Raw genomic sequence first — 25,921 nt, 5'->3', positions numbered from 1 at the left:
TTTTATCTGATTTGCATGCAAGGAGGGCCTGGTATGGCCAACATGACGAGCTCGGTTTCGGCATCGCAGGTTGCTGGTGAGTTGGCGAGCGCTACGTTCGAGGAGATTCCCGCCCTCGTGGAGCATTATCGCGAGGACCCGCGCCAGCAGGTGATCAAGGCTTGTGAACGCGCCCTCAAACGCCATGACAAAGAGCTTGCCGAGCGCGAGCGCGTCAATGACATGTACGAGCTTATGCATCAGCTTGGCGGCGATGGGGTGGTCGTTGGTGTCGACGAGGTGGGCCGCGGATCGGTGGCCGGTCCTTTGACGGTATGCGCCGTCTGTCTTCCTATGGAGCCGCGCGTCTGGGGTATCAACGATTCCAAAAAGCTCACGCCCGCGCGCCGCGAGTTGCTCTCAGTGAAGATTGCCGAGGTGGCGACGGCGATCGGTTTTTGCCATATCGCGCCGAAGGATATCGATGAAATGGGCATGGCCCGTGCTATCCGTACTGCCGTTGCGGGCGCCGTGGCCGATACGGGACTTGAGCCCGACTGCGTCCTCATGGATGGTAACCCCTTGGGCGCCGTTCCTAACGAGCGCGATGTGGTGAAGGGCGATGCCAAAATCGCCTGCATCGCCGCGGCGTCCATCATGGCCAAGGTCACGCGTGACGAGATGATGGTCGAGTACGACGCCGAGTATCCCGAGTACCATCTGGCCGAGTCGAAGGGCTATGCAAGCCCCGAGCATATCGAGGCCATTCGCAAACATGGGCTTTGTCCACTGCACCGCGTGAGCTTTTGCGGAAACTTTCTGCAGACTGAGCGCCTTTTCTAGGTCAATTGTGGAGACAGGGACCTCTGGGGTTTTATAAACTTGCTGGTAACGGGCCGTATGCAACACCATTGCTGCGTACGGCCCGTTTTTTGACGGCATTTGGTCAGCTTTTGGTTTGCTTCCGGTACTTACCCGCATGAAAGGTGCCCTCATCATCGGGGCAATGCAGCGTGCGGGAAAGGAGACCCCATGAGTGCCGCAAGCAAAAAGAGCAAGACGCAGCAGCTCAAGGAGCGTTGGGAAAATGGCGAGCTCGACTGCGGGGCGATGACGCCCGAGTTTATCAAGGGGCTCAGTCCCCGCGAGCTGGGCATGCTGGGCGAGCTGATCGCAATCGATTACTTTAACGAGCGCGGCTACACCTTGCTGGAGCAGGGTTATCGTTGCTCCGAGGGCGAGGCCGATCTGGTGCTGCTCGATGAGCTCGACGATGTCGTGGTGATGGCCGAGGTCAAGACCAGACGCGTTGCGCTGGATTGCAGCACGCGGGTCTTTCCCGAGGAGGCTGTGGACGCCCGAAAGCAACGCCGCTATCGCCGCATCGCAAGTTGCTATCTCATGGAACATTATCCGCTCAAGGCGATTCGCTTCGATGCCGTGGGTGTCACCATTCGCGGTGGGCATATCGCCGAGATCGGGCATCAGTACAACGCGTTCGATTGGCAGGTGTCGTGATGGCGTTCGAGACGTTTGCCGTTCACGCGGCCTGCATCCGTGGCGTCGAGGCGATTCACGTCACGGTCGAGGTCTCGCTTGCCGGCGGCGTTCCGGGCATTCAGATGCTCGGCATTCCGAGTATGGAGGTGATGGAGTCACGCGGTCGTATTCGCTGCGCGATGCGCTCCGCCGGGTTTGAAATCCCGCGCTCGGGCATTACGGTCAATCTGGCGCCTGGCGATATTCGCAAGACCGGTAGCGGCTTTGATCTGCCCATCGCCATCGCGGTATTGGCGGCCGATGGTCAGATTCCCCGCGACAACCTCGATCGTTGTCTTATCGCAGGTGAGCTTGGCTTGGACGGTACGGTGCTTCCTGTCAAGGGCGAGGTGGCGTTTCAGCTATTGGCGCGTGATATGGGGCTGTCTTTTATCGCCGGCAGGTCAGACCAGCATGTGCCACTCGCGGGCGTGGATTGTGGATTCATCGATCATTTGTCTCAGCTTGCCCATGGCATGGGCGATGCCGCGCGGCACTACTTGGATTCTGAAGTGCTCGAGGCGACCTTTGAGCCCGAGCTCGACTATGCCGACGTACTGGGGCAGGAGGTCGCCAAGCGCGGCATGGCGCTTGCGGCGGCAGGAGAACTCGGCTTGCTCATGATCGGGTCCCCGGGATCGGGCAAGACGATGCTCGCGCGTCGTATGACCGGCATCCTGCCCGGCTTTCCGTTGAGGATCAACAGGAGGCGCTGTGCATCCATTCGGTTTTGGGTGAGAACATTGATGGCTTGTTGGCGGGGCACCGGCCCTTCCGCAGTCCCCATCACAGTATTTCGACCGCAGGTCTTATCGGCGGTGGGCGCCCGGTGCATCCGGGTGAGATCAGCCTGGCTCATGGCGGCGTGCTCTTTTTGGACGAGCTTGCCGAGTTTCCCACGAGTGTGCTGCAGACGCTGCGTCAGCCCATCGAGCGCGGCTATGTGAGGATCGTGCGCGTCGACGGGGCCTTTACCTTCCCGTCGCGCTTTCAGCTGCTGGCTGCGAGCAATCCCTGTCCCTGCGGCTTTTTGGGCGACCGTGAGGTGCCATGCCGCTGCTCGGCGGCGATGGTCGAGCGCTATCGGTCAAAGCTGCGCGGTCCTTTGGCCGACCGTATCGACATGATGATCGATGTGACCCGTCCCGACCCTCAGGTGATTATCGAGGGTGCGGAGGGTATGTCGTCTGCCGAGTTACGTGACTACGTTGTGCGCGGTCGCGCTTTTCGCGCTTGGCGCGAATCCCGTATGGACGATGCGGATGCCGAGGCCGAGGATGACGAGACACGGTCCATTGACGGCGTCGTTTCGACCTTTGAGCTCGATGATGCGGCGGAGAAGTGTGTGCTCGGCCTGTCGAAGCGCACGCATCTCACGGGCCGCGGCATCGTGCGCCTGGTGCGTATCGCGCGTACCATCGCCGACGTCGCCGAGAGCGAGCAAGTGACGCAGGACCACGTGCTCGAGGCGGCGATGTACCAGGGAAGGAGGGACCAATGATGGCCGAGGGGACCTTCGAGCTGCATCCAGGTGACGCGTTGTATCCCGAGACCGTTTTGGAGCTTTCTGATGTACCCCAGACACTCTATGTGCGCGGCAACCCCGAGGTGCTTTCGACGCCCGCGCACTCCATCATCGGCGCGCGCAAGGCCTCTCCGTATGGTCTTGCCGTGGCAGAGCTTGCGGCAAAGGTTGCGGTCGAGGCGGGCGTGACGGTAGTTTCGGGCGGCGCGGTCGGTTGTGACCAGGCCTCGGGTTGGGCTGCGGTCAATGCCGGCGGCAAACACGTCGTGGTGCTGGGGACGGGCGCCGACGTGGTCTACCCGCGTTCGAGCGCGGGGCTTATTACGCGCACGCTCGATACGGGTGGCGCGGTCGTGTCGATCTCTCCGTGGGGCATGGGTCCGCGCAAGTTTGCCTTTCCGCGCCGCAATCGCGTAATCGCGGCCCTGTCGCAAGCCCTCTTTGTATCCGAGGCGGGTATGCCTTCCGGGACGTTTTCTACAGCCGAGGCTGCTATGGATTTGGGGCGAGAACTTCTTGCCGTGCCAGGGTCGATCCTATCGCCCGAGTCGCGTGGCACGAATTACCTCATTGCGAACGGTGCCTGCTGCATCATCGACGAGGAATCTATCGAGATGGCTATTTCACGCATCTACGGCACCCTGCGCTACTCGCGCCCCGATGCTCCCGGCATTGCCGACCTGGATCAAACACAGCAGACCGTGATGCATGCGCTCATCGCCTCTCCGCTCAAGGTCGACGACATCGCGGCGCTCGTCTCGCTCGATGCCGTCGGCGTACTCAAACTCCTGGGTTCGCTTGAGCTCGAGGGTCTTATCGAGCGCATGATGGATGGAAGGTATGCGCCCTCCAAGTTTGCCCTTCACGCTCAGACACCCTTCGGTCACAATGGAAAACATGTCAATTAGAAAGGTGTTTGCAGATGCTGTTTGATCAGGTGACGGTTATCGGTGGCGGTCTGGCGGGTTCGGAGTGCGCGATTCAGCTTGCAGATCGCGGGTTCGCCGTAAAGCTGTGCGAGATGCGCCCCCAGGTTAGCTCCCCGGCCCACCATACCGATCACCTGGCAGAGCTCGTCTGTTCCAATTCGTTTAAGTCGACCCGTCCGGATTCCGCGGCTGGTTTGCTGAAGGCCGAGCTTGAGCGCATGGGTTCAGTCCTGCTCGATTGCGCCCATCGCGCGGCTGTTCCCGCCGGCGGTGCCCTGGCGGTCGACCGCGTCAAGTTTTCCGAGCTTGTCGAGGCCGAGGTTGCCGCCCGTCCCAATATCGAGATCATTCACGGCGAGGTCACGCAGATTCCCGAAGGTCACGTGGTCATTGCCGCCGGCCCCTTGTGCTCGCCGGCGCTGAGCGAAGAGGTCATGAAGCTCGTCGGTGGCAACGCCCTTGCGTTCTTCGATGCCGCGGCGCCGATCGTCGATGCCTCCACGCTCGATATGGACGTGCTGTTCTCGCAGTCGCGCTACGAGGAGCAGGGGAGCGGCGACTATCTCAACGCTCCGCTCAACAAGGAGGAGTACGAGGTCTTTATCGAGGCGCTTACCACGGCCGACCGCGTGGTGCTCAAGGACTTTGAGGGCGGCGATCTGTTCCAGGCCTGCCAGCCTGCCGAGGAAGTTGCGCGCACCGGCAAGGACGCCATTCGCTTTGGCGCCATGAAGCCCGTCGGCCTCACCGATCCGCGAACCGGTCGTCGTCCCTGGGCGGCGATTCAGCTGCGTGCCGAGAATAAGGAGAAGACCGCCTATAACCTGGTGGGCTTCCAGACCAACTTGACCTTTGGCGAGCAGAAGCGCGTCTTCCATATGGTGCCGGGCCTGGAGAACGCTGAGTTCTTCCGCTACGGTGTCATGCACCGCAATACCTTTGTCGACGCCCCGCACGTGCTCGATGGCACCTTTGCCGTGCCCGGTACCGGCGTGCGCCTGGCCGGTCAGATCACCGGCACCGAGGGGTACATGGAAGCCGTGGCGACCGGTCTGCTCGCGGCGCTCAACACCTATGCCGAGGCTATCGGTGTCGCGGGCGTCGAGTTGCCGCGCGTGGGCGCCCTGGGTGCGCTCGTGGGCTATGCGACCGATCCTGCCACCGTGGGCTATCAACCTATGCATGTCAACTTTGGCCTGGTGCCGCCACTCGAGGATGGTAAGCGCCGCAGCAAGCGCGACCGCTACCAGGCCTATGCGGACCGTGCGCTCGAGGCCCTTGATGCCTATCTGGCCACTCGTCCTGATCTGTTTGGAGGCGACCGGTCATAGCCTTTGACCTGTACGACACCGTCGACTCGTTTATCGCCTATATCGCACGTGTCGAGGGGCTTTCTCCCAATACGGTGACGGCCTATGGCTCGAGGCTGGAGCGCTTTGCTGCCTGGTGCGAGCGCGAGGATATCGATGCTTTCGCTGCCGACGTGCGCACCATTCGTCGCTATCTTGCCGAGCTTTCGCGTGAGCAGGTGGCTCCCCGAACGCTTGCGGCGCATCTGTCGGCTATCCGATCGCTCTATCGATGGATGGCTGCCGAGGGGGTCGTGGAGGGCGATGCAGTCTCGGCGATCGCATCGCCCAAGCTGCCGCGTGACCTGCCGGGCGTCCTTACGACCAAGCAGGTCGAGGCGCTGCTCAAGACGCCTGATACCTCAACACCCGCGGGACTGCGCGATGCGGCGATGCTCGAGCTGCTCTATGCCTCGGGCGCCCGTATCTCTGAGCTCGCAGCACTCAATGTGGAGTCCATTGCGTGGTCCGAACGCACGCTGCGCCTGTGGGGCAAGGGGAGCAAAGAACGTATCGTCCCTCTGTATCGTCGTGCGCTCGAGGCGACGCGTCTCTATATTGAGGAGGGGAGGCCGGAGTTGCTCGCTCAGGCAAAGCGTCGTGACCCCGTTACCGGGCCGCATCCGCTGCTTATATCGGCGCGCGGTAATCGCATGAGTGCCGCCATGCTCAGGCGGCGGTTTCATACGCTGGCGACGCTCGCCGGCATGCCTGCCGACATCGCCCCGCATGCGATGCGCCATACCTTTGCGACCGACTTGCTCGAGGGCGGTGCGGACCTGCGCTCGGTTCAAGAGCTGCTGGGCCATGCGAGCCTGTCCACGACGCAGATCTACACGCATCTCACACCCGATCGGCTTAAGCGGGCTGTGGCTCAAGCCCATCCCCGCGGCGAATAGTGGCTGGGACGTCCCGCGCCGCGCTCAGGTGTGTGGTTTTGATTGCGGGTTGGCAGGAAGATGCATTCCTGCTATCATTCATCGGGTTGCTTCACGGCAACAGGTTTTTATCACGCACGCGCGGCTACTTCATACCGTGGTGCCCGGGCTTTGGTAGCACATGTCCGGGTTGGTTTTGGAGGATGACCCCGCGCGGAGGCAAACCACAGGAGGTTTAACATGGCTACCAAGATTAATATCCGCACCCTGCTCGAGGCCGGCTGCCACTTCGGTCACCAGACCCGTCGCTGGAACCCCAAGATGAAGCCGTTCATCTTCGGTGAGCGCAACGGCATCTACATCCTCGACCTCAAGCAGACCATCCTCGACGCCGATCAGGCCTACACCTTCGTCAAGAACGTCGCCAAGGGCGGCAATGTGCTGTTCGTCGGCACCAAGAAGCAGGCTCAGGAGGCCGTCAAGAACGCTGCTGAGCGCGCCAACATGCCTTACATCAACCAGCGTTGGCTCGGCGGTATGCTGACCAACTTCGTCACCATCCGCTCCCGCATCAACCGCATGGAGGAGCTCGAGGCCATGGTCGAGGACGGCCGCATGGCAGTGCTCCCCAAGAAGGAGCAGGCTGTGCTCGGCAAGGAGCTCACCAAGCTCCAGACCAACCTCGGTGGTGCCCGCGACATGAAGGGTCTGCCCCAGGCTCTCTTCGTCATCGACACCAAGCGCGAGGAGAACGCCATCAAGGAGGCTCAGCGCCTGAACATCCCCGTCGTCGCTCTGATCGACACCAACTCCGATCCCGACGAGGTCGAGTACGGCATCCCCTGCAACGATGACGCTATCTCTGCTGTCACCCTTATGTGCGAGCTCATGGCTGACGCCTGCCTCGCTGGCTCCGGCAAGGAGCAGGTCTCCGAGGCCGAGATGGCCGCTGAGCCCAAGGCCGAGTAAATCAGTCTTAGTTAATTCTTTTTCATCTCTTTGAAAGGAACCACAATGGCCCAGATTACCGCCGCTATGGTCAAGCAGCTCCGCGAGATGACCGACTCCCCGATGATGGAGTGCAAGAAGGCTCTCGTCGAGGCTGACGGCGACATGGACGCCGCTGTCGACGTTCTGCGTAAGAACGGTCTTGCCAAGGCTGCCAAGAAGGCTGGCCGTGAGACCAACGAGGGCGCTGTCGCCGCGTTCGTCTCCGAGGATGGCAAGACCGGTGCTCTGCTCGAGCTCTCCTGCGAGACCGACTTCGTTGGCTCCAACGCCAAGTTCACCGGCTTTGCTTCTAAGGTCGCTGAGGTTGTCGCTACCACCGAGCCTGCTGACGTCGACGCTCTGCTCGAGAAGCCGATGGGCGAGGAGACCGTTTCCTCCGAGCTCACCGAGATGATTCACATCATGGGCGAGAACATGAAGATCTCCCGCTTCGCTGCCCGCAAGGCCGAGAACGGCGCGCTCGCTTCTTACATCCACATGGGTGGTAAGATCGGCGTCCTCGTCGAGTTCGCCTTCGAGAAGGCCGAGACCGCTCAGGCTGAGTCCTTCAAGACCTTCGCTCACGACGTTGCCCTTCAGGTTGCCGCCGTCGCCCCGATCTGCGCTACCCGCGATCAGGTTCCGGCCGAGACCGTCGAGCACGAGAAGCAGATCTACATGGCCCAGGCTGCCGAGTCCGGCAAGCCCGAGGCTATCCAGGAGAAGATGGCTGTTGGCCGTCTGGAGAAGTTCTACAAGCAGTCCGTGCTCACCGAGCAGGAGTTCATCAAGGACAGCTCCCTCACCATCAAGAAGTACGCTGAGCAGGTCTCCAAGGAGCTCGGCGACACCATTACCGTCGTTGCCTTTGACCGTCTGGTCCGTGGCGAGTAAATAAGCTCTTGTAGCTGGTAATGAGCAGGCTGTGGGTTTTACTCACAGCCTGCTTTTTCATGGCTCTTATCAGAGCCTTTGATATCATATTGAGAGTCTAATTAAAGGAGGATCGCTTTGTCCGACATCCGATATAAACGAGTGCTTCTTAAGCTTTCCGGCGAAGCGCTGATGGGCGACGGCCAATATGGCATCGACCCCAAGGTTACCGATCATCTTGCCAAGCAGGTCAAGGAGCTGCTCGCCGTTGGCCATGAGGTCGGCGTCGTTGTCGGCGGCGGCAATATTTTCCGCGGCATGGCAGGCGCTGCCGGTGGCATGGAGCGTGCTCAGGCCGACTACATGGGCATGCTCGCGACCGTTATGAACGCGCTCGCCCTGCAGGATGCTTTCGAGCATAACGACGTTCCCTGCCGTGTGATGAGCGCTATCCAGATGAACGAGATCTGCGAGCCCTATATTCGCCGTCGCGCCATCAACCACCTTTCCAAGGGCAACGTCGTTATTTTTGCCGCCGGTTCGGGCAATCCGTACTTTACGACCGACACCGCCGCGGCTCTTCGTGCGTGCGAGATCGGCGCCGAGATTCTGATTAAAGCCACCAAGGTTGACGGCATCTACGACAAGGATCCCGTCAAGTGCGCCGATGCCGTCCGTTTTGACAAGATTACCTATCACGAGGTTCTCGTTCGCGGTCTGCAGGTTATGGATTCCACAGCTACGGCCCTGTGCCAGGATAACCGTATGCCTATTTTGGTCCTCAACATCGATGGCGAGGACACCGTCAAGCGCGCGCTCGCGGGTGAGCCCGTCGGCACGCTCGTCTATCAGGAGGATTAAGCATGGCAGAGAACATCACCGCCCATATGGACAAGTCGCTCGAGTCCCTCAAGCATAACTTCTCCAAGGTCCGTACCGGTCGTGCCAACGCCAACATTCTGTCCGACATCACCGTCGATTATTACGGTGTCCCCACGCCGGTCACGCAGGTTGCCGCCGTCAAGACCCCCGAGGCTCACATGCTGCTCATCGAGCCGTGGGATAAGGCGCTCATCAATGCTATCGTCAAGGCCATCGGCGCTTCCGATCTGGGTATTACCCCCAACTCCGATGGCACCGTCGTTCGTCTTCCGTTCCCGGCTCCCACTGAGGAGCGCCGTCGCGAGCTCGTCAAGGAGTGCCGCGAGTACGCCGAGCAGGCCAAGGTGTCTATCCGTAACATCCGTCGCGACTTCAACAACAAGCTCGAGCGCGATGAGGAGCTCACCGAGGACGACGTACGTCGCGAGCAGGCCAAGGTCCAGAAGCATACCGATGAGTATGTCGCCAAGGTCGAGGAGCTTCTGAAGGAAAAAGAAGCCGAGGTCATGGAGATCTAAGGTGCAATACGACGAGCATAAACTGGTCGAGTACTTTGCCGACGCCCCTGCGGGCGTCGGTTTTTCCGACCTTGACCTCAATAACATTCCGCACCATATCTCGTGCATCATGGACGGCAACGGTCGTTGGGCCACGTCGCGCGGTCTTGCACGCACCGAGGGCCACAAGGCGGGTATCGTCTCGCTGCGCGAGATCATTACCGCCTGCGTGCGCCTGGGTGTCGACGTGCTTTCGGCCTATGCATTTTCGACCGAAAACTGGAATCGACCGCAGCACGAAGTCAACGTTCTGATGCACCTGTTTGCCAAGACGTTTATCGACGAGCTGCCGCTTCTGAAGCGCGAAAATGTGCGCGTAGTCTTTTTGGGTGACATTTCCGCGCTGCCCAAGAAGACTCGCGACGTTTTTGAGCGCGGTCTTGCCGAGTGCGCCGATCACACCGGTATGACGCTGGCGCTTGCCGTCAACTACGGCGCGCGTGCCGAGATTACCCGCGCTGTCCGTCAGATCGCATCCGACGCTGCCGCCGGTAAGATCGATCCTGCCGCAATTGATGACGACATGGTGGCTTCCCACCTCTATACCGCCGGTCTTCCCGATCCCGAACTTGTGATTCGCACCTCTGGTGAGCTGCGCCTTTCGAACTATCTGCTGTGGCAGGTGGCTTATTCCGAATTCTACGTCACCGATACCTATTGGCCCGACTTTGATCGTTGGGGCCTTGTCGACGCCATTTTGGCCTATCAGGGCCGTGACCGTAGGTTTGGTGGACTGAGCAAGACCGAGGAGGCTTAATCGTGTCCGATCGTCCCAAGGCATCTGCTCCCAAGACGCCAGTTTCCGCGGCGCCTGCGCGCAAGGCTGCCACTGCGGGAGCGCCTGCAGCGAAGAGCGGCACCGGTTCGTGGCTGGCGGGCTTTATTACCCGTGCCGCCGCCGGTATCGTCTACGCCGTTGTCTTTATCCTGTGCCTGGTTTTGGGTATCGTGCCCACGGCCATCTTTGTTTCTGTCATGAGCGGTCTGTGCTGCTATGAGTTTTTCCGTATGACAAGGCTCGATGGCAAGATGGCTAACGAACGCATGGGTATCGCTGCCGCCGTACTCTTTCCGCTGTCGGCGTTGGGCGATTCGATGTTGCTGAATGCCCTGCTTTTTGCCTTGATGCTCGCTGTGGGCATTTGGTATGTCTGGTCGCCGCGTACCCGCATCTCTGATGTGGCCGTGACGCTCATGGGTCCCATCTACACTGGCTTTATGCTGTCGGCTATCGTGCTGCTGCGCGATGCCGTGCCCGGTTTTGCCGGCGCCCTGCTTTCAGTGGGCGTTTGCGCGTCCCTTTGGGTCTCCGATTCGTTTGCCTACATCGTGGGCAGCCGTATCGGCAAGCACAAGATGGTTCCCAAGATCTCCCCCAAAAAGAGCTGGGAGGGGTTTGCCGGCGGCATCTTGGGCTCGGTTTTGATTTGGCTCATCCTGTGGGCGACGCACTTCTACAAGCTCAGCCTGCCCTATGCGCTGCTATGCGGCGTGGTCGTGTCCATTCTGGGCGTTATCGGCGACCTTATCGAGTCGCGCATCAAGCGCGGTGTGGGCGTCAAGGATTCCGGCAACCTTATCCCGGGCCACGGCGGAATGCTCGATCGTAGCGATTCGCTTATCTTCGGTTGCATCACCGCACAGCTGTTGCTGATGATCGGAGGCGTGCTGTAATGTCCTTCCAGACGACGTATGGCCCCGATGGACGCCTTCGCGTTGCCATCCTGGGTTGTACGGGCTCTATCGGCACCCAGGCGCTCGATGTGTGCCGCCAGCATGCCGATCGCCTGCAGGTGACGGCGCTGTCCGTTAATTCCAGCACCTCGGAGCTCGTTGCCGCTGCCCGCGAGTTCTCGGTTCCGGCGGTTGCCGTTGCCGATGTCGCTCATGGCGATGACGCCGTGCTGCAGGAGTTGCCCGAGGGCACACAGCTCGGCGTTGGCGCGCAGGCGGTTTGCGAGCTCGCGCGTCGCGACGATGTCGACTGCGTGCTCGTCGCTATTGTGGGCGCCGCCGGTCTCGAGGCGAGCCATGCGGCCTTGACCTCGAATAAGCGCCTTGCCCTTGCCAACAAGGAGTCCCTCGTCGTCGGTGGCGACTTGCTTATGCCGTTGGCGCAACCGGGCCAGCTTATTCCGGTCGACTCTGAGCATTCCGCCATCTACCAGTGCTATCTGGGGGAGAACCCGCGCGAGGCCCACTGCATTTGGCTCACCTGCTCGGGTGGTCCGTTCTTTGGCCGCACGCGCGACGAGCTCGATCGCGTGACGCGTGCCGATGCCCTCGCGCATCCCACGTGGGCCATGGGTGTCAAGATCACCATTGACTCCGCCACCCTCATGAACAAGGGCCTGGAGCGCATTGAGGCCATGCATCTGTTTAACTGCGACCTCGATTTCATTAACGTGGTCGTGCAGCGTCAGTCCAAGATTCACTCTATGGTCGAGTTCGCCGACGGCTCCGTGATGGCGCATCTCGGTGCATCCGACATGCGTATTCCCATCCAGTTCGCGTTCTCGTATCCCGAGCGTTGGGATACTCCGGCGCCTCGTATCGATTTCCGCGAGCTGGGGCAGCTCACGTTTGATGCTGCCGACATGGATACCTTCCGCTGTCTGGCACTGGCCGAGCGTGCCGGCAAGACGGGTGGCACCATGCCGTGCGTGCTCAATGCCGCCAACGAGGTCGCCGTCGATGCCTTCCTGCACGATGGCTGCAGCTTTACCGATATCGATCGCATTGTGGAATCCTGCATGGACGCCCACGATATGCAGGTGGTCGATTCGTTTGAGCAGCTTCGCGACATCGATGCGTGGGCGCGTGAAAAGGCTGCGCAGGTGCTCGCCGCAACCCGTTCCTAACCCATAAGGATTGCTTTTTCGTTTTATGGATACTGTTCTGAGCGTTCTCTCATCGGTCTTTTGGGGCCTGCTGATGCTTTCCGTCCTCGTGTTTTTGCACGAGGGCGGCCACTTTTTGGCGGCGCGTGCCTGCGGCGTCCGTGTGACCGAGTTCTTTTTGGGTCTGCCGTGCCGCTTTGACATCCATTACACGTCGCGTCGCATTGGAACCAAGTTTGGCGTGACCCCGCTGCTGCTGGGTGGCTACGCTGCCATCTGCGGTATGGATCCGACCGATGTTTCGTGCGCCGACCGCGTGCTCGCGGCTATCTATCGTCATGGTCGCGTGACCGTGGCCGACCTTGCTGTCGAGCTCGAGCTTTCCGAGGAGGATGTGCTCGAGGCATGCGCCCTTTTGCTGGGCTGGGGCTCCATCGCGCCCTGGTATGAGGAAGGGGAGAAGCCCTCGCCGAGCTACTATCCCACCAAATATCAGACGTTGCCGCGAGACAAGGCAGGCTATACCACCTTTGATGGTCGCCGTTTCGATCGCGAACATGCGACTGCCGAGGGCGATGTGTGGGAGCTGCCGTGCGGCGAGGCCGAGTTCCTTGCGCAAGAGCGCTCGCACACCTATCTTGGCCAAGGCTTTCTCAAGCGCGCCTTTATGCTGCTCGCGGGCATTATCGTCAATATCTTGACGGGTTTTTTGCTCCTTATGAGCATCTATTCCATTGCGGGTGTCACCGTGCCGATGGATACCAACGTGATCGGTCAGGTTGACGAGGGGTCTATTGCCGCCAAGGCGGGTATCGAGGGCGGTGACGCGATCCTTTCGGTTGACGGTGTCTCATGTTCCACTTGGATGGATGTCTACGATGCCATCGGCAAGGCTGCCGGTAAGGACGATATCGCCATCGAGTACGAGCGTGACGGCAAGCAGCATTCGACCACGGTTGCGCTCAAAGAGGACGAGCGCCTAGGTGTGTATGCCTCTACGCAGGTGGTCCGTTTAGACCCCATCACGTCGGCTCGCCTGTCGTTCTCCTATGTCGTGCAGACAGCGGATGGCGTGATGCGCCTGCTCCAGCCGCAGCATACGATTGAGATTCTCGATCAGTCTTCTTCGATCGTGGGTATTAGCGTTATGTCCTCACAGGCCGCTGCTGCCGGCCCTGCCACGTTCCTTTCCTTTGCCGCCCTCATTTCGTTCTCGCTTGGCTTTATGAACCTGCTGCCCATCCCACCACTCGATGGCGGCAAGCTGGTCATCGAGATCATTCAAAAGATTGCGGGCCGCGAGCTGCCGCTCAAAGTGCAGACAATCGTCAGCTATGTCGGCATCGCGCTCTTTGCACTGCTGTTTGTCTATATGCTTCGTTCCGACATCCTTCGATTTATTCTGTAGGGGAGTGTTTGGATTGTCTTTATCCCATCCTTTGCCTCGCGAGTTGACGCGCCCCGTGCATGTGGGCGGCGTGCAGATCGGTGGTGGCGCTCCGGTCGTGGTTCAGTCTATGACCTGCACCGATACTGCTGATGCCCAGGCAACGCTTGCGCAAGTGTGCGCGTTGGCGCAGGCTGGCTGCGATATCGTGCGCGTGAGCGTGCCTACCGAGGCTGCGCTCGAGGGCTTTCGCACGATTTGTGCCGAGTCTCCGGTGCCAATCGTCGCCGATATCCATTTTAACCATAAGCTTGCCATTGGCGCTGTCGAGGCTGGTGCCTCTAAGCTGCGCATCAACCCCGGCAATATCGGCGATTGGGCTAAGGTCGATGCCGTCATCGATGCCGCGGGTGCCGCGGGCTGCGCGATTCGCATTGGCGTGAACGCGGGCTCGCTTGAGCAAGATATTGCCGAGCGCGACGACCTCACGCAGCCCGAAAAGCTCGTGATGTCGAGCGAACGCTTTGTGCGGCACTTTGAGGACCGTGGGTTTACCAACATCGTGCTATCCGCCAAGGCCCATAGCGTACAGACGACACTTGATACCTATCGCGCCCTGTCGCGCGAGATACCGCATGTTCCGCTCCACCTGGGCGTGACGGAGGCGGGGACCAAGCTTCAGGGCACCATCAAGAGCTCTGTAGGCTTGGGTATCTTGCTTTCCGAAGGCATCGGTGACACCATGCGTGTGTCGCTCACGGCCGATCCGGTTGAGGAGCCGCCGGTCGCCTGGGGAATTCTACAGTCGCTGGGCCTGCGTCGCCGTGGTCCCGAGATTGTCTCGTGCCCCACGTGCGCCCGCTGCCAGGTTAACCTGATTCCCATCGCCGAGGAGGTCACCGAGCGGCTTAAGAACTATTCCGCGCCGCTTTCGATCGCCGTGATGGGATGTGCGGTCAACGGCCCCGGAGAGGCATCTGACGCCGACCTGGGTGTTGCCTGCGGACGTGGTCAGGGTCTGCTCTTTTCGCATGGCCAGATCATTGGTAAAGTAGCTGAGGATCAAATTGTCGACGCGCTTATGGCCGAGGTCGACAAACTTATTGAGGAGAAATAAATGACCCGAGCAATGTATATGTCTAAGCTCTATGCGCCGACGCTCAAAGAGGATCCGGCGGATGCCGAGCTAGCGAGCCACCGTCTGCTGCTTCGCGCTGGCATGATCCGCAAGGAGGCCGCCGGCCTGTATTCCTATCTGCCGCTCGCTTGGCGCTCGATCCGCAAGATCGAGAACATCGTGCGCGACGAGATGGATGCCGCCGGTGCTCAGGAGCTCATGATGCCCATCATGGTCGATGCCGAGCTGTGGCGTGAGTCCGGCCGTATCGATGCCTATGGCAAGGAGCTTGTGCGCTTTGATGACCGCCACGGCCGCGAGTTTGTGCTCGGACCCACGCACGAGGAGACCGTGACTGCCCTGGTGCGCAATGAGTTGCGTTCCTACAAGCAGCTGCCAGTGAACCTCTATCACATCCAGGATAAGTTCCGCGACGAGTTCCGTCCCCGTTTTGGCCTGATGCGCGGTCGCGAGTTCATCATGAAGGACGCCTACAGCTTCTCTGCTACGCAGGAGAGCCTGCAGGGGGAGTACGACAAGATGAAGCAGGCCTATGCCAACATTTGCGAGCGCTGCTACATCAAGGCTCTGCCCGTTGTCGCCGACTCCGGCGAGATCGGTGGCGATACCTCCGTCGAGTACATGGCTTTGGCCGACGCTGGCGAGGCTTCGCTCGTCTACTGCGACGATTGCGGCTTCGCTGCCGACGATGAGGCCGCAAGCACCAAGGTCGTTGTGACCGAGGGTCCTGGCGACGGTACGCTTACCAAGGTCGAGACTCCGGGCATGGGCACCATCGAGGCCGTTGCAAAGTTCTTCGGCTTCCCCGAGAACGGCACGCGCAAGTCTCTGGCACTCCTCGACGCCGAGGGCAAGCCCGTCGTGGCCATTGTTCCGGGCGACCACGAGCTCAACGATTGCAAGGCCGAGCATGTCTTTGGCAAGGGCTATCGCATGATGACTGATGAGGAGCTCCAGACCTACGGTCTGCATAAGGGCTTTATCGGACCGGTTAACCTGCCCGAGGGCATTCGCCTGGTGTGCGACGAGAGCCTGCGCGAGTCCAAGCAGTGGGCCTGCGGTGCCAACGAGGTCGATTATCACTTTACCGGTGCCTGCCCCGAGCGCGACTTTACCGTCGACGAGTGGGCCGACCTGGTAACCGTCGTTGCCGGCGATCCCTGCCCGCACTGCGGCAAGCCGCTCTCTGCTGCTCGCGGCATCGAGGTCTCGCAGGTCTTCCAGCTGGGTACCAAGTATTCCGAGGCCATGGGCGCCACCTTTATGGACGAGGACGGCAAGGAGAAGCCGCTTATCATGGGTTGCTACGGCGTTGGTGTGTCCCGCTCGCTTGCTGCCGTCGTGGAGCAGCACAACGACGAACACGGCATCGTCTGGCCGGTCTCCGTTGCCCCGTACGAGGTCGCGGTGATTCCGCTCGATCCCAAGAAGGAGGAGTGCGCTAACGTTTGCGACCAAATCGTCGAGGGCCTGTGCGCCGAGGGTATCGAGGTTGTCGTCGATGACCGTGACGAGCGTCCTGGCTTTAAGTTTGCCGATAACGACCTCATGGGCTTCCCGTATCAGGTCGTGCTTGGCAAGCGTGGCCTCAAGAATGGTACTGTGGAGCTCAAGGACCGTGCCACGGGCGAGCGTGAGGACGTGGCGATCGACGAGGTCGTCGCCAAGATTGCCGAGCTTGTTAAGGCGGCCCGCCGTTAATCGACGTTTCTGCTATTAGATGTAATTGCGGGGCTGCTCCGTATCTCTCTTAGGATGAGATGCGGAGCAGTCTATTTTGTTGGAATAAACTCGATGGGTAAAGAAAACCCCACAGCCTATATGAGCTGCGGGGTTTTCTTGTGCCTCCGATGCGAAATAAATCGCTCAGATATTACTGATAATCGACGACGTCGATCCAGTTCTTCAGGAACTCATCGTTCACGTTGCGCTTACGAGCGAGCTCGGAAGCGGCGACGATGCTCGTCCACTGACGCACGACCTGCATGGGCATATCGGCGCGGTCGCAGTAGAGCTCCAAGTAGGCCTCAGCCTGGTCCTTGCTGTTGAGGGCGAAGAGCAGGTAGGTGGTGGCAACGTCGGCAGCAGGGGAGCCCTGGGTGGCGTGTGCCCAGTCGCACACATAGAGCTGGCCGTCGTCGCCGACGATGACGTTGGAGGGGTTGAAGTCGCCGTGGCAGACCTTGAACTCCTTGGTCATGCCGTCCAGACGCTCCTGAAGGTTGTAGCGCGTGGTGGCATTGAGCTGATCAAGGCTGTCGATCATGCGGGCGAACTTGTCGCGCTGACGGTTGAGCAGCGGGGAGGTATAGCCGTGGATCTCGATCTGGAGGTCGACGAACATCTCGAGATACTCACCAAAGCGCTGGGGCTCAGCAGTCATCTTCTCGGCAAGGGTGGTGCCCGGAACCTTCTCGGTCACGAGCGCCCAGCCGTTGGCGTTCTCGAGCTGGGAAACCTCGAGAGCCTTGGGGCTGCGGATGCCGCACTCATTGATGCGGGCAAGATTCAAAGCCTCGTTGAACACGTCGGAGACAGGCTTGGTCTCGTTAAAGACCTTGACGATCTTGTCGCCCAGGTCGTAAACGACCTTGTTGCCACGGCGGACGAGCTCGGTCTTGGAATCGGGTAGCAGCATGGTTGCATCCTTTCAACGATGCGATAGAAGCGACGGCGGGGATGTGTGAAACACCCGTGCACCCCCGCCGTTAAAAACCGTGCTAAAACTAGCAGACGGCGTAGTCCTGAGGCTCGCGGCCGTAGTAGGCGTCCAGGTAGAGCTCCTTGATCTCGCTCATGAGCGGGTAGCGCGGGTTTGCGCCGGTGCACTGGTCGTTGAATGCCTGCTCGGTCATCTCGTCGAGGGTGTCGAGGAAGTACTGCTCGTCAACACCGTAGTCGGCGATGGTCTTCTTGACGCCGATGAAGTCCTTGAGCTCCTCGAGCTTCGTGATGAAGTTCTCGAAGACCTCCTTGTCGTCCTTGCCCTCGATGCCGCAGTACTTGGCCATCTCGGCGTAGTTGTGCAGCGCGTTGGGGTAAGGATACTGGGAGAAGGTACCCATCTTGACGGGAGCCTCGGCGGCGTTGTAGCGCATAACGCGGGTCAGGATGACGGCGTTGGCGAGGCCGTGGGGCAGGTGATGGAAGGCGCCGAGCTTGTGAGCCATGGAGTGGTTGAGGCCCAGGAAGGCGTTGGCGAAGGCCATGCCGGCCATGCAAGAGGCGTTGTGCATCTCCTCGCGGGCATGCGGGTCCTTGGCGCCGTTCGTGAAGCTGGAGGGCAGGTTCTCGAAGACGAGCTTAGCAGCGCGCTCGGAGAGGCCCTTGGTGTAGTCGGAAGCCATGATGGAGACGTAGGACTCGATGGCGTGGGTCATGACGTCGATGCCGGAGGCAGCGGTCAGGCCGCGCGGGGCGGTCATGCAGTTGTCGGCGTCGACGATAGCCATGTTGGGGAGCAGCGCGTAGTCGGCGAGCGGCCACTTGATGCCGGTCTCCTTGTCGGTGATGATGGCGAACGGCGTGCACTCGGAGCCGGTACCCGAAGAGGTCGGGACGGCGACGAAGTAGGCCTTCTTGCCCATCTCGGGGAAAGTGAAGATACGCTTGCGGATGTCCATGAAGTCCATGGCCATGTCCTCAAACTTGCACTCGGGGTGCTCGTACATCATCCACATGATCTTGCCGGCGTCCATAGCGGAGCCACCGCCGACGGCGATGATGACGTCCGGCTCAAAGAGAGCCATCTGCTTGGCGCCGCGACGTGCGCACTGCAGCGACGGATCGGGCTCGACGTCGTAGAAGCAGTCGTGGGCGATGCCCATCTCGTCGAGCTTGGCCTCGATGGCGCGGGTGTTGCCATTCTTGAAGAGGAACTGGTCGGTGACGATGAAGGCGCGCTTCTTGCCCATGACGGTACCGAGCTCGTCGAGGGCGACGGGCGTGGAACCCTTCTTGAAGTAGACCTTCTCGGGAGCGCGGAACCACAGCATGTTCTCACGGCGCTCGGCCACAGTCTTAACGTTGATCAAGTGCTTCACCCCAACGTTCTCGGAGACGGAGTTGCCGCCCCAGGAGCCGCAGCCCAGGGTCAGAGACGGCTTCATGCCAAAGTTGTACAGGTCACCGATGCCGCCGTGCGAGGACGGGGTGTTGATGACGATACGGCAGGCCTTCATGACGTGCTCGAACAGGCTGATCTTCTCGGCCTGGGCGGGGTGCACGTACAGAGAGGCGGTGTGGCCCGGGCCACCGGCGAGCACCAGGTGCTCGGCCTTGTCGACGGCCTCCTGGAAGTCCTTGGCGTGATACATGGCCAGGACCGGGGAGAGCTTCTCGTGGGAGAACTCCTCCTTGGCGGGGTCGGTGGAGGTGACCTCGGCGATCAGGATCTTGGTCTTGGCGGGAACCTCGATGCCGGCGAGCTCAGCGATCTTGGCAGCAGCCATGCCGGGGATGCGGTGATCGAGGGCGCCATTCTTGAACATGGCGGCACGCAGTGCCTCCATCTCGGCACCCTGCTTGACGAAGTAGCAGCCGCGCTTCTGGAACTCGGCCTTAACCTGGTCATAGATGGTGTCGATGACGGTCACAGACTGCTCGGAAGCGCAGATCATGCCGTTGTCGAAGGTCTTGGAGTGGATGATGGAGTTGACGGCGAGCAGCACGTCGGCGGTGTCGTCGATGACGACCGGGGTGTTACCGGCGCCAACGCCCAGGGCAGGCTTGCCCGAGGAGTAGGCGGCCTTGACCATGCCCGGGCCACCGGTGGCGAGGATGATGTCGACGTCGCGCATGACCATGTTGGTCAGCTCGATGGAGGGGACATCGACCCAGCCGATGATGCCCTCGGGGGCGCCGGCCTTGACGGCGGCGTCAAGTACGAGCTTGGCGGCGGCGATGGTGCACTTGGCGGCAGCCGGGTGCGGGGAGATGATGATGGCGTTGCGGGTCTTCAGACTGATCAGCGTCTTGAAGATCGCGGTGGAGGTGGGGTTGGTCGTCGGGATGACGGCGCCCACGATGCCGATGGGCTCAGCGATCTTGGTGATGCCGTAGGCCTCGTCGCGCTCCAGAACGCCACAGGTCTTGGTGTTCTTGTAAGCGTTGTAGATGTACTCTGCGGCGTAGTGGTTCTTGATGACCTTGTCCTCAAGAACGCCGCGGCCGGTCTCCTCGATGGCCATCTTCGCCAACGGGATACGAGCCTTGTTGGCGGCCATGGCGGCCTCATAGAAGATCTTGTCGACCTGCTCCTGCGTGTACGTAGCAAAAAGCGCCTGGGCCTCTCGCATCTGAGCGAGCTTAGCCTCAAGCGCCTCTACGTTGTCCACAATTGCGGGAGTAGTGTTTTCCGGTGACTTTTTCACCATTTGTGTCTCCTTGCGATCGGAGATTTACCCTACGTCTTGCATGATAGCAAGAAATAATTCGGTAAACGGTAAGATTCCCGTAAAAGGCACACTAAAACGCTTCAATAAAATGAAGCGTTTTAACTAAAACTATCTGATAGTGCATCGCCCCGCTCATTGGGGACAGACTTACATGAGTGGTTTCACTCATTTGGGACAGACATCGATTTGCGATTTTGTCGTTTTGGGCCTGTTTTTGTTGCTGATTGGATATAAATAGGTCAAAGGCTCAGCATTTCGCGTTCCTTCTCTCCTTTTAGGTGTTGCCTGTACGGCTTTGAAAGGAGAGACCATGCCCCGATGCGCCCGCGAAATTTCGCTCACCGGCTATTACCACGTCTTTGACCGCGGTAACTCCAAACAGATCATTTTTGAAGATGATTCCGACCGCTATCGTTTCCTATCGGACATATCGGACAGGTTTGCGTGCCATGACGTGGCGGTGTTGGCCTGGTGTCTTATGGACAACCACTTCCATTTGATGGTTGATGACCCATATGACAACCTTTCAAAGGCAATGCAGTGCGCGCTGACGGCGTATGCCAAGTATTTCAATGGGAAAACGGGAAGAACGGGCCATCTGTTTGACAATCGCTATTCGCGGGTCGCGGTTGAGTCGGACACGCAGGCAGTGCAGCTGCTCGACTATATTCATCTCAATCCCGTGAAGGGTGCGCTTGACTCGCTCGAGGCGTACCGCTGGTCAAGCTATAAGGCGTATCAGCTGGGCTATGATCCCTTTGACATCTGTGATGCGGCCCCTATGCTTGATGTTGTCGGAGGCTCCCGTCGCTATTGCGAGCATCTCAAGAAAGTTGCCGGGCGCATCTGGTCAGTGGAGGTTCTTCCGCGCCGGCGGATCCCCGATGAGGAGGCCCTTTTCGTTGCACGCGAAGTCCTGACGAGCATAGATCCTGCGTTGCTCAAGGCCCTGCCACGCCCCGAACGCGATGCCTGCCTGCTGAGGCTCAGGCGGGCACATCTCACGGTCAAGCAAATTGCCCGTATCACCGGTATCGGCGCCACAAGCGTGACCAAGGCTACTGCAGGCTGGAAGGATGCAGCGTGAGATAGGGGCCGGAGCCGATCGGGACGCCGCATGCGTGCGTCATGTCTGTCCCCAATGCGTGAAAACACTCATGTAAGTCTGTCCCCAATGAGTGCATTTTCACTCTGGTTTTGCATTCCTGGATAGATAGAAAAGAAACCGCCTTCTCAAAAGAAAGCGGTTTCTTATAGTTCTATATGAACGCGAGGTCTTTGACCCGGAGAGTCCGAGGTACTTGTTGGTAAGACCTTATTTAGGAGCGCGCAACCTTGCCAGACTTGAGGCAGGTGGAGCAAACGTTCATCTTGCGACGGTGACCATCGACGACGACGTAGACGCGCTGGATGTTGGGGCGGAACTTACGGTTGGTGACGCGGTGAGAGTGGCTGATGGAGCGACCGGCAACGGGGTGCTTACCGCAAACTTCGCAAACTTTGGACATAACTGACCCTCCTTGGGCGACAAACGAACATGTCGCGTTAACAAACAAGCCTGAACTATAGCACAGAAGTCGCTCCCTGTGCGCAATCTACACAGAGATATTCCTCTTTTGGCGATAGTGCCCACGCTACGGCCCTGGACGTAGATCCGATTTGCGTGCAGCAGAGGGGATTATGCCAGCTCGTGCGTGTGTTTTCAAGCTCGTCCCACAAATATATATAGGTTTATGGAGCATTGGGCTCCGTTTACGGATTGTTCTGTATTTATGCTCGCAATTAAGCTCGAGGTTGGCTACACTATCCCTTGACCATTAAAGGGGTACGAGATACCCACATGGAATTACATAGCTGCCAAAGAGCAGCCCTTCCTGTGGGTGTCTGGTCCGCTTTAAGCGGTCGGGCATCTATTTTTTTGACTGTGTCAGCAGTCAAGACATGTGAGGAAGGAGATCGATGGGCACGACTTCCCCCAAGGCGGTCATCATGGACGAGACCGCCGTCAATCGAGCGATGACCCGCATCGCGCACGAGATTCTCGAGCGCAACGAGGGCTGTGAAGACCTCGCTCTGGTCGGCATCGTCACGCGCGGCGACCTTCTGGCAAAGAAGCTCGCCGAGGAGATCAAGGAGATCGAGGGCGTCGACGTTCCGCTCGGCAGCCTGGACATCAGCTTCTACCGCGATGACTATGCGACCAATTTCGCTCCCGCGATCCACGCTACCAACATTCCCTTCAGCGTCGACGGCAAGCGCGTCGTGCTGGTGGACGACATCCTGTATACGGGCCGTACTATCCGCGCCGCTCTGGATGCCGTCATGGACCTGGGCCGTCCGAGCCGCATCGAGCTGGCAGTTCTCGTTGACCGCGGTCACCGTGAGCTCCCCATCTCGCCGGACTTTGTCGGCAAGAACGTTCCCTCGTCGCATGAGGAGAACGTGCACCTATATATGAAGGAAGTCGACGGCCACACCGCCGTCGAGATTAACGACGTCGCGCCGGGTTCCCACGTGGGCTCCGCGCCGCTGGGAGGTGAGTAGTACCGTGGCGTTCAACCATAAGCACCTGATCGACATTACCGAGTACTCCGAAGAGGACATCAAGCTCATCCTCGAGACCGCCAAGGCGTTCTCTGAGGTCAACGAGCGTGCGATCAAGAAGGTCCCCACGCTCAAGGGCAAGACCATCGTCAACATGTTCAACGAGCCCTCGACGCGCACCCGCAGCTCCTTCGAGCTCGCCGAGAAGCGCCTTTCGGCCGACAGCCTCAACTTTGGCGGCTCCTCGACCTCCACGGTCAAGGGCGAGAGCCTCGTCGACACCGTCGAGACCCTCAACGCCTACAAGATTGATTGCATCGTCGTTCGCGATAAGCACGCCGGTGCTCCCTACATCGTCACGCAGAACTCGCCCGCGAGCGTCATCTGCGCCGGCGACGGCAAGCACAACCACCCCACGCAGGCCCTGCTCGACCTGTACACCATCTGGGAGCACAAGGGTGACTTCCACGGTCTGAAGGTCGCCGTCGTCGGCGATATCGCGCACTCCCGCGTGTGCGGCTCGCTGATCCCCGCACTTAAGATCATGGGCTGCGAGACCTACGCCGTCGCCCCCGGCACGCTGCTGCCGCCGGCGCCCGAGGTCCTGGGGTGCGACCACGTGACGAGCGACCTCGATTCCGTCCTGCCCGAGCTGGACGTCGTCTACATGTTGCGCGTGCAGCAGGAGCGCCTCGAGGGCGCACCGTTCCCCACGATTCGTGAGTACCACAAGCTCTTCGGTCTGACCAAGGACCGCGAGAAGCTCATGAAGCCCGATGCGATTATCTGCCACCCGGGCCCCATCAACCGCGGCGTTGAGTTCGACTCCTATATGGCCGACCACCCGCAACGCTCCGTCATCCTGGAGCAGGTCTACGCCGGTATCTGCGTGCGTATGGCTATCCTGTATCTGCTGCTTGGAGGTGCCGATAATGGCCTTGCTTCTTAAGAATGCCCACGTCGTCGATCCGTCCGTCGAGCTTGACGGTGTCGTCGACGTCCTGATCGACGGTGACAAGATCGCCGAGGTCGGCGAGAACCTCGCCGCCGAGGGAGCCGAGGTCCGCGACCTTTCCGGCAAGTATCTCGTCCCCGGCCTGGTGGATATGCACGTGCATCTGCGCGAGCCTGGCTACGAGGTCAAAGAGGACATCGAGAGCGGCACCCGCGCTGCTGCCAAGGGCGGCTTCACCGGCGTGTGCGCCATGCCCAACACCGACCCCGTTACCGATAACGGAACCGTCGTTGAGTTCGTCAAGTCCCGCGCTGCCGAGGTCGGCCACTGCCGCGTCTATCCTTCTGGTGCTATGACTCGCGGCCTTAAGGGCGAGGCTATGTCCGAGATGGGCGATATGGTCGCCCACGGCGCCGTCGCCTTCACCGATGACGGTCGCGGCGTGCAGGGTGCGGGCATGCTCCGTCGCTGCATGGACTACGGCAAGATGTTCGGCAAGGTCTTTATGAGCCACTGCCAGGACGAGGATCTGGTCGGCCACGGCCAGATCAACGAGGGCAAGGTCTCGACCCGTCTGGCCCTCGAGGGTTGGCCGGCCGCCGGCGAGGAGCTTCAGATTGCCCGCGACATCGAGATTGCCAAGCTGACCGGTGCCAAGCTGCACATCCAGCACATCTCCACCGCTCATGGCCTGGAGCTCGTGCGTGCCGGTAAGGCTGCCGGTGTCCAGGTGACCTGCGAGGCCACCCCGCACCACATGTTCCTGACCGAGAACGACCTGGACGAGACCTACAACACCTCGCTCAAGGTCAATCCGCCGCTGCGCACCGACGAGGATGCCGAGGCCATCCGTCAGGGTGTCATCGACGGTACCGTCGACGCTATCGTTACCGACCACGCTCCCCACACCCCGTGGGAGAAGGCCCGCGAGTTCGAGCTCGCGCCCTTTGGAATGATTGGCCTCGAGACTTCGCTGTCGCTCGTGCTCACTGAGCTGGTCAACACGGGCAAGATGAGCGTGAGCCGCATGGTCGAGCTCATGGCCATCAAGCCGCGTGAGATTCTGGGCCTCGATCAGGTTCAGGTCAAGGCGGGCTCTGTCGCCGACCTGACCGTGTTCGACCCCTCCGCAACCTGGACGGTTGGCGAGGACGGTTACGAGTCGCGCGCCGAGAACTCCGGTTTTGCCGGCCGCACGCTCACCGGTCGTGCCACCGATGTATTTGTCGGTGGCAAGCAGACGCTCGCCGACGGCTGCATCTGCTAGCATAGCCTTATCGCTTTTGTGCGCGGCGCCCTTGCGGTGCCGCGCTTTCTGTTCGTTTAGACCATGCAACCGCATGGGGGATTGGAGCGTCTATGCCCACACCTTCCACTGCACGCATGCACGACTTCGAGGTCGTCTCGAACCGGGAGATCGCCGACGGCATCTTCTCGCTCGTCATCTCGGCCCCCAAGCTTGCAAGTGCGCTCAAGCCCGGTCAGTTTGTGAACATCGCCGTCCCCGGCGATGCGTCTTCTCTGCTTCGTGTGCCCTTGAGTTTCTACCGCGCCGACGCCGAGGCCGGCACCGTCGAGCTGTGGTACGCCGTCGTGGGCGACGATACCCGCCGTTTGTCCCAGATGGGCCCTGGCTCCACCTCTAACCTGTTGGGCCCCGGTGGCCGTGGCTGGATGGTACCCGAGGGCACCAGGAAGGCACTGCTCGTCGCCGGTGGCATCGGCGTTCCGCCTGTGCTGTGTCTTGCCGGCATGCTTGCCGAGCAGGGTGTTGATGTGGACGTGTGCCTGGGCTTCGGCACCGCTTCCAAAGTCGTGGGTGTCGATGAGTTCCGCGCGCTGGGCGCCACGGTTAACGTGTGCACCGACGACGGTTCGCTCGGCACGCACGGTTTTTGCACCGATCCGGCAGCCGAGCTGCTTGGAGAGGGCGGCTACGACTACGTCGCCAGCTGCGGCCCCGCCGTCATGATGAAGAAGGTCGCCGCCGCTGCCGCCGAGGCCGGTGTGTACTGCGAGGTGTCGCTCGAGCGCATGATGAGCTGTGGCTTTGGCGCCTGCAACACCTGCAATGTCGAGACGGTCGACGGTATGAAGGGTGCTTGTATGTGCGGCCCCGTGTTCGATGCTTCCAAGGTGGTGGTCTTCTAGTGGGTACCG

The 25,921-nt window shown here is 60.4% G+C and carries 23 protein-coding genes and 1 pseudogene; 21 read left to right on the top strand and 3 right to left on the bottom strand.

Annotated elements, in window-relative coordinates:
• The first annotated feature begins 33 nt into the window (after positions 1-33).
• The 16 genes and pseudogenes from DXD77_RS03545 to DXD77_RS03470 all read left to right on the top strand — a co-directional run bounded on the left by DXD77_RS03545 (position 34) and on the right by DXD77_RS03470 (position 16,567).
• Positions 34-822 carry a ribonuclease HII gene (locus DXD77_RS03545; protein ID WP_117564259.1) on the top strand — a complete coding sequence of 263 codons (789 nt, stop codon included), beginning with the start codon at positions 34-36 and terminating at the stop codon, positions 820-822.
• Positions 823-1,011: 189 nt separating this feature from the next.
• Positions 1,012-1,497 carry a YraN family protein gene (locus tag DXD77_RS03540; protein WP_117564260.1) on the top strand — a complete coding sequence of 162 codons (486 nt, stop codon included), beginning with the start codon at positions 1,012-1,014 and terminating at the stop codon, positions 1,495-1,497.
• Positions 1,497-3,019: pseudogene (locus tag DXD77_RS03535) on the top strand (YifB family Mg chelatase-like AAA ATPase). The gene DXD77_RS03540 and the pseudogene DXD77_RS03535 overlap by 1 nt, the downstream one beginning before the upstream one ends.
• Positions 3,019-3,951 carry a DNA-processing protein DprA gene (locus DXD77_RS03530; protein WP_117647771.1) on the top strand — a complete coding sequence of 311 codons (933 nt, stop codon included), beginning with the start codon at positions 3,019-3,021 and terminating at the stop codon, positions 3,949-3,951. Before DXD77_RS03535 ends, DXD77_RS03530 begins: the two are co-directional and overlap by 1 nt.
• A gap of 14 nt (positions 3,952-3,965) precedes the next feature.
• Entirely contained in the window at positions 3,966-5,303 is a 1,338-nt protein-coding gene (trmFO, locus tag DXD77_RS03525) for a methylenetetrahydrofolate--tRNA-(uracil(54)-C(5))-methyltransferase (FADH(2)-oxidizing) TrmFO (protein ID WP_117564262.1), read from the top strand.
• Positions 5,300-6,220: a tyrosine recombinase XerC gene (locus tag DXD77_RS03520; protein ID WP_117646387.1), complete on the top strand. Its 921-nt coding sequence runs from the start codon at positions 5,300-5,302 to the stop codon at positions 6,218-6,220. Before trmFO ends, DXD77_RS03520 begins: the two co-directional genes overlap by 4 nt.
• A 219-nt stretch (positions 6,221-6,439) precedes the next feature.
• Positions 6,440-7,168, top strand: coding sequence for a 30S ribosomal protein S2 (gene rpsB / locus DXD77_RS03515; protein ID WP_006236109.1), 729 nt, complete (start codon positions 6,440-6,442; stop codon positions 7,166-7,168).
• A 45-nt stretch (positions 7,169-7,213) separates the two neighbouring features.
• A complete protein-coding gene (gene tsf, locus DXD77_RS03510; RefSeq protein ID WP_022094736.1) occupies positions 7,214-8,083 on the top strand; it encodes a translation elongation factor Ts in 870 nt (289 codons plus the stop codon).
• 117 nt (positions 8,084-8,200) lie between these two features.
• Positions 8,201-8,923 carry a UMP kinase gene (gene pyrH, locus DXD77_RS03505; RefSeq protein ID WP_040359955.1) on the top strand — a complete coding sequence of 241 codons (723 nt, stop codon included), beginning with the start codon at positions 8,201-8,203 and terminating at the stop codon, positions 8,921-8,923.
• Between the two features lie 2 nt (positions 8,924-8,925).
• The gene (frr, locus tag DXD77_RS03500; protein WP_006236112.1) at positions 8,926-9,462 is read left to right on the top strand and encodes a ribosome recycling factor; all 537 of its coding nucleotides are present in this window, start codon (positions 8,926-8,928) and stop codon (positions 9,460-9,462) included.
• A 1-nt stretch (position 9,463) separates the two neighbouring features.
• Entirely contained in the window at positions 9,464-10,258 is a 795-nt protein-coding gene (locus DXD77_RS03495) for an isoprenyl transferase (protein ID WP_117637242.1), read from the top strand.
• A gap of 2 nt (positions 10,259-10,260) precedes the next feature.
• Entirely contained in the window at positions 10,261-11,175 is a 915-nt protein-coding gene (locus tag DXD77_RS03490) for a phosphatidate cytidylyltransferase (RefSeq protein WP_233502344.1), read from the top strand.
• Positions 11,175-12,362 (top strand): 1-deoxy-D-xylulose-5-phosphate reductoisomerase, encoded by a 1,188-nt coding sequence (dxr, locus tag DXD77_RS03485; RefSeq protein WP_117647734.1) that lies wholly within the window; start codon positions 11,175-11,177, stop codon positions 12,360-12,362. Before DXD77_RS03490 ends, dxr begins: the two co-directional genes overlap by 1 nt.
• Before the next feature lie 25 nt (positions 12,363-12,387).
• Complete coding sequence (locus DXD77_RS03480; protein WP_117647732.1) at positions 12,388-13,749, top strand: RIP metalloprotease; 1,362 nt, start codon at positions 12,388-12,390, stop codon at positions 13,747-13,749.
• Between the two features lie 31 nt (positions 13,750-13,780).
• Complete coding sequence (gene ispG, locus DXD77_RS03475; RefSeq protein WP_233506720.1) at positions 13,781-14,845, top strand: flavodoxin-dependent (E)-4-hydroxy-3-methylbut-2-enyl-diphosphate synthase; 1,065 nt, start codon at positions 13,781-13,783, stop codon at positions 14,843-14,845.
• Complete coding sequence (locus DXD77_RS03470; protein ID WP_233502345.1) at positions 14,846-16,567, top strand: proline--tRNA ligase; 1,722 nt, start codon at positions 14,846-14,848, stop codon at positions 16,565-16,567. It begins immediately after the preceding gene.
• Between the two features lie 172 nt (positions 16,568-16,739).
• Here the strand turns inward: DXD77_RS03470 and DXD77_RS03465 are convergent, their stop codons facing one another.
• Together DXD77_RS03465 and adhE are read right to left on the bottom strand one after the other, a co-directional pair.
• Positions 16,740-17,504 carry an aminoglycoside phosphotransferase family protein gene (locus DXD77_RS03465; RefSeq protein WP_006236119.1) on the bottom strand — a complete coding sequence of 255 codons (765 nt, stop codon included), beginning with the start codon at positions 17,502-17,504 and terminating at the stop codon, positions 16,740-16,742.
• A gap of 88 nt (positions 17,505-17,592) precedes the next feature.
• On the bottom strand, positions 17,593-20,241 hold the full coding sequence (adhE, locus tag DXD77_RS03460; RefSeq protein WP_055250041.1) for a bifunctional acetaldehyde-CoA/alcohol dehydrogenase: 2,649 nt from the start codon (positions 20,239-20,241) through the stop codon (positions 17,593-17,595).
• 331 nt (positions 20,242-20,572) lie between these two features.
• On the opposite strand from adhE, the gene DXD77_RS03455 reads away from it, so the two are divergent.
• Entirely contained in the window at positions 20,573-21,349 is a 777-nt protein-coding gene (locus DXD77_RS03455; protein ID WP_117564268.1) for a transposase, read from the top strand.
• A gap of 232 nt (positions 21,350-21,581) precedes the next feature.
• On the opposite strand, the gene rpmB is transcribed toward DXD77_RS03455, so the two are convergent.
• Positions 21,582-21,770, bottom strand: coding sequence for a 50S ribosomal protein L28 (rpmB, locus tag DXD77_RS03450; protein ID WP_022094725.1), 189 nt, complete (start codon positions 21,768-21,770; stop codon positions 21,582-21,584).
• 451 nt (positions 21,771-22,221) lie between these two features.
• Here rpmB and pyrR point away from each other — a divergent pair, with 451 nt between their 5' ends.
• From pyrR to DXD77_RS03430, 4 genes are all read left to right on the top strand, one after another.
• Positions 22,222-22,806: a bifunctional pyr operon transcriptional regulator/uracil phosphoribosyltransferase PyrR gene (gene pyrR, locus DXD77_RS03445; protein WP_006236123.1), complete on the top strand. Its 585-nt coding sequence runs from the start codon at positions 22,222-22,224 to the stop codon at positions 22,804-22,806.
• 4 nt (positions 22,807-22,810) lie between these two features.
• On the top strand, positions 22,811-23,755 hold the full coding sequence (locus DXD77_RS03440) for an aspartate carbamoyltransferase catalytic subunit (protein ID WP_035138537.1): 945 nt from the start codon (positions 22,811-22,813) through the stop codon (positions 23,753-23,755).
• On the top strand, positions 23,739-25,028 hold the full coding sequence (locus DXD77_RS03435) for a dihydroorotase (protein ID WP_117564269.1): 1,290 nt from the start codon (positions 23,739-23,741) through the stop codon (positions 25,026-25,028). The genes DXD77_RS03440 and DXD77_RS03435 overlap by 17 nt, the downstream gene beginning before the upstream one ends.
• 116 nt (positions 25,029-25,144) lie before the next feature.
• Positions 25,145-25,912: a dihydroorotate dehydrogenase electron transfer subunit gene (locus DXD77_RS03430; RefSeq protein ID WP_117564270.1), complete on the top strand. Its 768-nt coding sequence runs from the start codon at positions 25,145-25,147 to the stop codon at positions 25,910-25,912.
• The last annotated feature ends 9 nt before the right edge of the window (positions 25,913-25,921 follow it).

It is taken from the genome of Collinsella sp. TM09-10AT, assembly GCF_003436275.1.
Classification (GTDB): Bacteria; Actinomycetota; Coriobacteriia; order Coriobacteriales; family Coriobacteriaceae; genus Collinsella.
This window is presented reverse-complemented; position numbering and strand designations above follow the sequence as displayed.